Source organism: Pedobacter sp., from assembly GCF_035566355.1.
In the GTDB taxonomy this organism is placed as follows: domain Bacteria; phylum Bacteroidota; class Bacteroidia; order Sphingobacteriales; family Sphingobacteriaceae; genus Pedobacter.
Map to the genome: position 1 here is coordinate 1 of NZ_DATMRL010000370.1, position 10,093 is coordinate 10,093.

Below are 10,093 nucleotides of genomic sequence, written 5' to 3' on the forward strand. Positions count from 1 at the left end.
GATCCACAGATTGTCGAATTCTCGGAATCGGTAAGAACGAGAAAGAAGTTTGCTCTGAATGAAGAGAACGGACACCGTTCGTGTAATATCGTAAATATTGGTTTGGCTGCCCTAAGGTTGGGCAGATCGTTAAAGTTTGACCCTGTTAAACAAGAGTTTATTGATGATGACGCTGCAAACAGACTAATCAATCCGGTAATGCGTGCACCATTTTCCATTTAAAACATTACGTAATAGAAACCATCATGAATAAAAAAATATTAAGGGTGCTGCTGGTCCTTGTAATGCTTTCAAATGCATTGTTTACATTAACGGCTCATGCACAAGATAAAAAAGACGAAAGAACTATAAATACGCGTATTGCCGATTTATTGGCGCAGTTACCTGCCAGAGATGCTGTACAGTTAGAAGGTAACATGAAAGAAGTTGCCAATTTAGGTGAGGAGGGTTATGTAACCTTAATTAGTAGTTTAACAACTTCTAAACAAGGGAATAACGCTTCAATTGAATACGCGATAGGTGGTTTTACTGCCTATGCTACAAAAAGTGGTCAGCAGGATTTAAGGAATATGGCAGTCAATGCTTATTGTAAAGCTCTGGCTAAATTATCAGATAAGCAGAATAAAGCATTTATCATTAGCCAGTTCGATCTGGTAGGGAATGATAATGCTGTATCTTGTCTAGAAGGTTACCTTGCTGATGACCAATTGGCAGACGAAGCCTCCAGAGCTTTAGCTAAAATTGGAACAACTTCTTCAACAACCGCATTAGTGAACAGTTTAAGTAAAGCTACGGGTAAAGCGAAAATTGCTATTGTAGAAGCATTAGGACATACAGATGCTAAAGTAGCAGCTACGGCCATTGTACCATTAACAACGAGTACAGATAAGGAATTAACCAAAGTTAGTTTATATGCTCTAGCGAATATTGGCGAAGCCTCTTCAAAAGAAATTTTATTAAAAGCAGCCGAACAAGCGGGTTATAAATATGACCAAACCAATGCGGTAGCCGCCTTATTGGTATATGCACAGAAAAATATAGCAAATGATAAAGCGGGTGTAGAAACTATAGCGAAAACAATTTTGGGAAGAGCAACAGCTGGTGATCAGGTCAACGAACGCATTGCGGCCTTAAAATTACTTTCGGCAATACAAACTGATCAGCAAGTTTTGTTGTCGGCCATGGCCGACAAACAGTTTGAGTTTCGTGCTGCGGCGGTTAAATTCGCTGCAGCAGATGTGAATGATACCAACAGTGCAGCCTGGATAAGTCAACTAAAAAAGGCAGATGCCGCAACGCGGGTTTCTATTTTAGATATGTTGGGAAATAGTACAGCAAAATCTGCACTGCCAGAGGTGTTGAAGTTCATAAAAAGTGATGATCAGCAGGTAAAGCTTGCCGCCATTGATGCCGCTGTTAAGCTGGGACAGGAAAGTGTTTTAGAGGACTTGCTGAAAATAATGGGTAAAGGGGATGCGACAAGCATAGAGAATATTGCTCGTGGTATTTCAAGAATAAAAGGCGAAGGCGTTACCACTAAAGTTGGGGCTTATATCCCAAAAGCTAAACCAGAGGTTCAGGTGGCCTTGATTAATATTTTAGCTGCTCGTGCAGCAACGAACCAGATAACAGTTATTTATCCTTTATTAAATAGTAAGAATGCTGAAGTTAGAAAAGCAGCATTTCTTTCCCTGCAACACGTGGCTGTAGCAGAAAACACAACACAATTGTTTGACCTTTTAAATAAAACCACCGATGCAGGTGAACTTACTGCCATACAGGAAGCCATTATTGCTTCTATAAAAGGAACGGCGGATAAAGATGCGCAAACTGATGCTATACTTCAGCAAATGAGCAATACGCCTGCAGATAAGAAACTGCTATTTTACAAGGTATTAGGTAGTTTAGGTGGACAGAAATCACTAAAGTCTGTATCTGAGGCATATACCTCAGGCGATGATAAGACAAAGAAGGCTGCAATTGAGGCCCTCTCTTCATGGACGGATGCAAGTTCGATTAACGAGTTGATCCGTATTGCCCGCACGACTACCAATCCAGACTTCTTGAATCAAGCTATTATCGGTTATCTGGCCTTGGTAAGAAATACCGACTATCCTGCCGAGCAACGTTTATTATTGTTGCGTAATGCAATGGCAGTGGCCCAATCGCCAGTGCAGCAACAGCAAATTCTGAAAGATACAGAACAAGCCAAATGCTTTAATGCGATTGTCTTTGCAGGGCAATATTTAGATAATGGGGCTTTACAACAAGCTGCGGCGAATGCAGTGATGAACATTACTATGTCCGGAACGTATAACGGCGACATTGTAAGAGACTTATTAAATAAAACAATTGCAGTAATCACCGGAGGAGATGCAGGCTATCAGAAAGAAGGTATGCGTAAATATATTTCAGAAATGAAGGCTGGTGAAGGTTTTGTACAAGTTTTTAATGGAAAGGACCTATCTGGTTGGAAGGGGCTTGTAGCCGATCCGATCAAAAGATCAAAAATGGATGAAAAGACCTTGGCTGCTGCACAAACTAAAGCCGATGTGGAAGCCCGGGAAAGCTGGAAAGTGATCAACGGCGAACTTCAATTTCAAAGCCATGGTAATAACCTCGCAACTGTTAAAAAGTATGGTGATTTTGAAATGCTGGTAGATTGGAAAATTATTGACGATAAAAAAGGTGAAGGAGATGCAGGTATTTATCTGCGCGGCACGCCACAGGTTCAGATATGGGATCTTGCCCGTACAAAGGTTGGTGCACAGGTAGGCTCCGGCGGTTTATACAACAATCAAAGTAATGAAAGTAAACCGCTTAAAGTAGCAGATAATAAGTTAGATGAGTGGAATACATTCAGAATCTTAATGAATGGTGACCGGGTTACAGTTTACCTGAACGGACAATTGGTTACAGATAACGTGATCTTAGAAAATTACTGGGATAGGGGCCTGCCGATTTTTGCAGAAGAGCAGATTGAATTACAAGCGCATGGATCGCCAGTGGCTTATCGTGATATTTACATTAAAGAAATCCCCCGGCCAAAACCTTTTGAACTGAGTACACAAGAGAAAAAGGAAGGTTATAAAGTATTGTTCGATGGAACCAATATGCACAGCTGGACAGGCAATACCACCGATTATGTAATTGAAGATGGAACTATCTCCGTCAGGCCAAAACCAGGTAAAGGATCGGGCGGTAATTTGTTCACCAAAGAAGAATTTAGCGATTTTGTTTACCGTTTTGAGTTTCAGTTAACACCTGGTGCAAACAACGGATTGGGAATAAGGGCACCATTAGAAGGTGATGCCGCCTATGTGGGAATGGAATTACAGATTTTGGATAATGAAGCACCAATTTATAAAGATTTAAAGGCATACCAATATCACGGATCGGTTTATGGTACCATTCCTGCTAAAAGAGGGTTTCTAAAACCTATAGGAGAATGGAATTATGAAGAAGTAATTGCCAGAGGATCTAAAATTAAAGTGACCTTAAATGGTACCGTGATTTTGGATGGTGATATCGAGCCATTCAAGAAAAGTGGTACCCCCGATCACCAGGAGCACCCAGGTTTATTGCGTGAACGTGGACATATAGGTTTCCTTGGTCATGGATCGCCAGTGCAGTTCCGCAACATCAGGGTTAAAGATTTGAGCAAAAAAGATCCTGCTGAAAAAGAAACAGCCGTAAAAGCTACATCTAAAAAGAAATAAGTTAAATTTAACATAATAACTGTTTAAATAATGATTGAAGATAAGGCAAATTTGAAAACCGAAAATTCGAGAAGAAACTTTATTAAAACAACAGCACTCGCAGCAGCTGGATTTATGATTGTACCCCGATATGTATTAGGTGGACCAGGTTTTCTGGCCCCAAGTGATCGGTTACAATTGGCTGGTATAGGTGCGGGTGGAAAAGGGGAGGGAGATATTGCCAGCATTGTTAGAGGAGGTAAAACGGATGTCGCTTTTCTATGCGATGTGGACGACAGAAGAGCTGCAAATTCCTTAAAGAACTTTCCAAAAGCAAAATATTATAAAGATTATCGTGAATTGCTGGATAAAGAAGGTAAAAATATTGATGCCATAACCGTATCCACACCCGATCATACCCATGCGCAGATTGCCATGGCTGCTATGCAGTTGGGTAAACACGTATATGTGCAAAAACCTCTTACCCATGATATTTATGAAGCTCGGATGTTAACCGAAGCCGCAAATCGTTATAAAGTGGTTACGCAAATGGGAAATCAGGGGGCATCTGGCGATGGTGTCAGAAGGCTTCAGGAATGGTACGATGCCGGTAGAATCGGTAAAGTACATACGGTTTACTGTTGGACCAACCGACCAGTATGGCCACAGGGAATTTCATGGCCAGCAGGAAAAGCCGAAATACCAAAAGAGCTCGACTGGGATTTGTGGTTAGGAAGTGCTCCATATAAAGAATATGTAAATAAACTGGTTCCTTTTAACTGGAGGGGCTGGTGGGATTATGGTACTGGTGCCATCGGCGATATGGGCTGTCATTTGGTGGAACCACCTTTTAGAGTGTTAGGCTTAGATACGCCTATAAGTGTAGAATGCAGCGTGGGGAGTGTATATGTTGATGAATTCAAACGGGCCTATTTACCGGAAAGTTGTCCCCCTTCAAGCCACGTCATCCTAACTTTTGCCAAAACCGAAAAAACCAAGCATGAAGTTCAGCTACATTGGATGGATGGTGGAATCAAACCTGAGCGTCCTGAAGAATTAGGGCCGAATGAAAGCTTTGGCGATAATGGTGTGCTTTTTATCGGTACAAAAGGTAAAATGATCTGCGAAACCTATGGTAAAAATCCGAAGCTATTGCCATTGTCGCGCAACGAGTCAGATAGAACCAAAATTACCATACCGCGTATTGCTAATCAGGAAGAAGGTCATTATACACAATTTGCCGAAGCTGCAATTGCCGGCTATGGAAAAATGGCATTGAGTTCGCCATTTGAAATTGCCGGACCGCTTACCGAAACTTTATTGATTGCCAATTTAGCCATCAGAGGCATAGATATACAGCGCAGAGATACAGCAGGTAAAATCAGTTATCCGGGCAGAGATATGAAACTGCTTTGGGACAAGGTAAATATGAAGGTGACCAATTTTGATGAAGTAAACCAATTTGTAAAACGAGAGTACCGTAAAGGCTGGAGTTTGGGTGTTTAATATTTAGTATGTCAATAGAAAATAAGAATTTAAGAGTATTAGTAGTAGGCTGTGGCAATATGGGGGCTTCCCACGCCACAGCTTATCATAATTTATCGGGTTTTGAAATATGCGGATTGGTTTCTACCGGTAAAAGCAAGGAGATTCTCAATCAAAAACTAGGTGGACAATATGCTTTGTACACAGATTTTTACAGGGCTCTTGAGATCACCAAGCCAGATGCCGTTTGTATTTCAACTTATCCTGATACGCACGAAGCTTACGCGATAAAATCTTTTGAAAATGGCTGCCATGTATTTATCGAAAAACCACTGGCTGATAGTATAGAAGGGGCAATACGAGTAGCAGAAGCGGCAAAAAAAGCGAATAAAAAATTATTGGTTGGTTATATCCTCCGCTATCACCCTTCATGGGAAAAATTTACCGAGTTGGCCCGGGAAATGGGGAAGCCATTGGTTATGCGTATGAACTTGAACCAGCAGAGCCATGGGCCTAAATGGACAGTGCATCGCAACCTGATGAAAAGTTTAAGCCCAATTGTAGACTGTGCTGTACATTATATCGATATCATGTGCCAGATGACACGATCGATGCCCATACAAGTGAGCGCTATTGGTGCCAGGCTTACTGACGATATTCCTGAATGGAATTACAATTATGGGCAGTTGCAGATTCGATTTGAAGATGGCTCGATCGGCTGGTACGAAGCTGGTTGGGGGCCAATGGTTAGCGACAATGCTTTCTTTATTAAAGATGTCTTTGGACCAAGAGGCGCAGTATCTATCGTGGCAAGGGAGGCATCAGCCAGTGGAAAATCTGATTCGATTGATTCTCATACTAAAACGGAGTCCATTAAAGTCCATTACGCAGATCTGGATCAGCACGATGAATTTGCAAAGATAGACGAATACCTGGATCTACAGGATGAACCCAATCATCAGGAACTTTGCGACCGGGAACAAATCTTTTTTCTAAAGTCAATCCAGGAAGACCTTGATCTTAGCTCAGCGACAGAAGATGCTGTGAACAGTCTAAAAATAGCTTTTGCCTGCGATGAATCTGTAAAAACGGGACAGACAGTGTTACTGTAGAGCCGAATGATAAAAAATCATTTGGCTGGTGTAATCACAATATTTCTGAATTCAATAGGACCATGATCTCCCTGGAAATAGATTGGACCTGGTTCTGCTTCGTTACAATCTAATGCGCCGCCAGTAATACCCGGGATCTCCTGATTACAGATGATGGTTTTACCGTTCGCTACAATCGTTACGATGCGGCCTACCAGTGTAATATCAAATGTCTGCCATTGGCCAGGATCACCTACAACCATTTCATTAGGTACCAGGAATCCGTAAATTCCACCAAAGAGGTGACTGTTTGGATGATCAGTTTTGGGGTTATCAATGATCTGAGTTTCATAACGGCCACGCAGGTAAACACCGCTGTTGCTACCTTGCTGGTACCGAAATTCTACATGGAGTTTAAAATCTGAGAACTTTTGTTCAGAGATTAGATTGGATCCGGAATGAGGACTGGTCAATACACCATCTTTAACGATCCACTGGTTTTTTCCAGAAACGTTCCAGCCATTGAGGTCTTTTCCATTAAATAATTTAATTGCTTTACCCCATACAGGTGCAGTTGCTCTTTTTAGATCAGGGGCTTTCGTTCCCGTAAAAGGGTAACTTTGTCCACTGCTGGTATGAATAGTACCACGAATAGCAATATCGGAAATAGTGCCTTCAAGCGTCATATCACGGTCTTCCCTTTCCCATTGTGGTGGGATAGAAAAACTGAATTTCCCATTATCATAAGCTACTTTAGATATAGGTCTGGCACTTCCCCCTGTGCCCACAAAGCGGCCTACCAGTGTACTGAATCCAGAAAGCTCTACCTCCAGCCAGGAAGGATGATCTGATCCATTTTCACTTACTTTGATATCCCACCGACCTATCAGGCCACCACCCTTTACGCTTTCCGTCTTGATAGCAGATACTTGAGCCATTATATTGGAAGGATTCATTAAACCGATGCTGCATATCAACCCTGCGATAAAGTATTTTCTATTCATGTTTATATTTATTGATGACTAAGATAAATATAAACATTATTATTAATGTTACCAGATCCCACTCAGACATCAGGCAGATATTGCTGCGCCCATATTAGTTTATAGCCTGCCCGGGGTGGCAGCAGTTTTAAAAAATATCGCTTCGCTTTGGAATTCACATAAAAAGATATACATTTAGTAGTGTAATGAGATTTGATTTGAACCTTAAGTACCTTCTGATTCTCCCATTCATATTTGGACTATCTTGTACTCAGAATAAAAAACCAGCAGCCGTAAAAACAGAAACTGATGAGTCTTGCTCCGCGCATTTACCATCCAGGTACGGCATTGCAGTAACCCACTCTTCTGCAGACAGCACCTTTTCTTCGAACTCAAAAACATCACATCACGGAATGAAATGGATTCCTCCGGGTGTTTTTTCTATGGGGGCGAAAGATCAGGAGGGGCGAAAGGATGAATATCCCGCACATCAGGTCAAGCTGGATGGGTTCTGGATGGATGAAAAAGAAGTAACTAACAAAGAATTTGCCGCATTTGTTAAAGCCACTGGCTACAAAACGGTTGCGGAACGAAAGCCGGATTGGGAGGAGATCAAGAAACAATTACCGCCGGGAACTCCAAAGCCTCCAGATAATATTCTTGTTCCTGCAGCACTTACATTTAACCCGCCGTCTCATCCGGTTCCATTAGATAATGCATCTCAATGGTGGGCCTGGACTAATGGGGCGAGTTGGAAACATCCTGAAGGGCCAAAAAGTACTATTGAGGGAAAAGAGGATTTCCCCGTAACGCAGGTATGCTGGGAAGATGCGAATGCTTATGCTAAATGGGCCGGAAAGCGATTGCCTACAGAAGCGGAGTGGGAATACGCGGCACGTGGAGGGATGAAGGATGCTATTTACCCCTGGGGAAATGAGCCTGTAGAAAGTGGGAGGCCTAAGGCCAATACCTGGCAAGGAAGTTTCCCCGACAAAAATACCGACTGGGATGGATTTCATGGTCTTGCACCAGTAGGCTCATTTGCTGCAAATGGATATGGGTTGTTTGATATGGCGGGAAATGTTTGGGAATGGGTGGCCGATTGGTATAAGGCCGACTATTATCAGGGTTTAGAGGGTAGAACCAGTGTTAATCCAGGTGGACCAAAAGATAGCTATGATCCGGATGAACCTACTGTACCTAAAAAAGTAACCAGGGGTGGTTCTTTTATGTGTAACAGCTCTTATTGTAAGGGCTACCGGATTTCGGCAAGAATGAAATCATCGCCTGATACTGGTTTGCAGAATACGGGTTTCAGATGTGTATCCAAATAGTTGATTTGCAAACTATACGAGGCGATGTTTTTATATGTATTAATCGAATAATCGGGAGAAATGGCTTTCCAGGTGATTACGCATTCCATTTCTAAGCAATTCTGCGGAACCTTTTTCTATGAGTTCTACAATCTGTTTGTGGGATACAAAATTTTTCGAAGAGATTTGTTTCTTCAATAAACCGCTCTGGTGAACATAGTCAAATACGGGTAATAACATTTTCTGGAAATTTTTTAAGGTCTGATTGCCTGTGATGTCATAAAGCTTTCCATGGAACTTGATTTCCTGTTCAATTCGAAAGATGAAAGCGTCTGCCTTTTTTGGCTCTGAGGCAACAATCTTTTTTAATTCGGCAATATCTTCAGGGGTTACTCTTTGAATAATAAAATCGGCCATACCAATCTCCAAAGAAAGCCTCATTTCAAAGATCTCTTTCAATGTAGCGACGTCAAGCATTTGAGGTTTCATACTTTTCTGGAGTACGGAAGTCAGATCAGGACTGGTAATGATGGCACCGCGGTGTTTTTTTGAATCAATCAGTCCGATCATTCGCAATCTGAGTAAAGCCTCCCTGATGACCGTTCTGCTCACGCCCATAGCCTGGGTAAGCTCCAGCTCTTTGGGTATACTGTCGCCAACTTTGAATTTTTTTTCAATGAATAATTCTATCAGGCTTTTTTCCACTTTATCTACTAGTGAGCTGGTATCTATATTCTTTAGACTTTCTATCAAATCTGTTTCTTTCATAAGCTTAGTGTATAGATGTCGTTGATGTTTTTTTACATAAAAGACTTAAAAACAAACATACAACATATTTTTAAAAGGAGAATGTTTGACATAAGGATGTTACTGGCTGGATTATAACCCCTTTAGCTGTGTAACGTCTTGTTATCAGCAACTTCCGACCGGTTCTTAGTAAGTGTATTTATAACACTCAGGAAATCAGATTATAAAAAATACCTGAAATATTTGGTAATAATCTTTTTTATTTATTACTATTGCTTTATGTATGACATATAGCTAAATCTAAACTCAACCACATGAACCAAAAATTTACTAAAATTAAAGCTTTTCTTACGGTCGTTTGTATTTTGCTCTCCTCCGTTTTGTTAGCACAAACCAGAAAAATTTCTGGGAAAGTACTGGCGGAAAAAGAAAAGATTTCCTTACCTGGCATTAGTGTGCTGCTTAAAGGAACAAAAACAGGAACCATAACCAATAGTTCTGGTGAGTTCGCTATTCAGGCGGCTAAAGGAGACGTTCTCATATTCTCTTCCATTGGTTATCTTTCGAAAGAAGTTACCATTGGTGAATCTTCTGTTCTGCAGGTCTTTCTACTGGATGACAATGCAAAACTGGATGAAGTTGTTGTAGTGGGGTATGGGCAGCAGTCCCGCAGGAATGTGACAGGGGCGGTGGCGAGATTAGATAGTAAAGTACTAGATGCAGCACCACGATCTAATATTGGTACTGCGTTGCAAGGTGCTATTTCGGGTTTATCT

At 41.4% G+C, this 10,093-nt stretch carries 7 protein-coding genes and 1 pseudogene; 6 read left to right on the forward strand and 2 right to left on the reverse strand.

Annotated features, from left to right (window positions below; genetic code table 11):
- From VNZ46_RS14130 to VNZ46_RS14145, 4 genes and pseudogenes are all read left to right on the forward strand, one after another.
- Nucleotides 1-222 (forward strand): annotated as a pseudogene (locus tag VNZ46_RS14130) (gfo/Idh/MocA family oxidoreductase); the annotation flags it as partial.
- A gap of 23 nt (nt 223-245) precedes the next feature.
- A complete protein-coding gene (locus VNZ46_RS14135; protein WP_325560734.1) occupies nt 246-3,719 on the forward strand; it encodes a DUF1080 domain-containing protein in 3,474 nt (1,157 codons plus the stop codon).
- 30 nt (nt 3,720-3,749) lie between these two features.
- Nucleotides 3,750-5,204 (forward strand): Gfo/Idh/MocA family oxidoreductase, encoded by a 1,455-nt coding sequence (locus VNZ46_RS14140; RefSeq protein ID WP_325560735.1) that lies wholly within the window; start codon nt 3,750-3,752, stop codon nt 5,202-5,204.
- Nucleotides 5,205-5,212: 8 nt separating this feature from the next.
- A complete protein-coding gene (locus VNZ46_RS14145) occupies nt 5,213-6,295 on the forward strand; it encodes a Gfo/Idh/MocA family oxidoreductase (RefSeq protein ID WP_325560736.1) in 1,083 nt (360 codons plus the stop codon).
- Nucleotides 6,296-6,312: 17 nt separating this feature from the next.
- On the opposite strand, the gene VNZ46_RS14150 is transcribed toward VNZ46_RS14145, so the two are convergent.
- Entirely contained in the window at nt 6,313-7,278 is a 966-nt protein-coding gene (locus VNZ46_RS14150) for a DUF1080 domain-containing protein (RefSeq protein WP_325560737.1), read from the reverse strand.
- A gap of 185 nt (nt 7,279-7,463) precedes the next feature.
- Here VNZ46_RS14150 and VNZ46_RS14155 point away from each other — a divergent pair, with 185 nt between their 5' ends.
- Nucleotides 7,464-8,591, forward strand: a complete 1,128-nt coding sequence (locus tag VNZ46_RS14155; RefSeq protein ID WP_325560738.1) for a formylglycine-generating enzyme family protein — start codon at nt 7,464-7,466, stop codon at nt 8,589-8,591.
- Between the two features lie 39 nt (nt 8,592-8,630).
- Here the strand turns inward: VNZ46_RS14155 and VNZ46_RS14160 are convergent, their stop codons facing one another.
- A complete protein-coding gene (locus VNZ46_RS14160; protein WP_325560739.1) occupies nt 8,631-9,338 on the reverse strand; it encodes a FadR/GntR family transcriptional regulator in 708 nt (235 codons plus the stop codon).
- A gap of 293 nt (nt 9,339-9,631) precedes the next feature.
- On the opposite strand from VNZ46_RS14160, the gene VNZ46_RS14165 reads away from it, so the two are divergent.
- Nucleotides 9,632-10,093: carboxypeptidase-like regulatory domain-containing protein (locus VNZ46_RS14165; protein ID WP_325560740.1), on the forward strand; the 462-nt coding region annotated here is incomplete at its 3' end.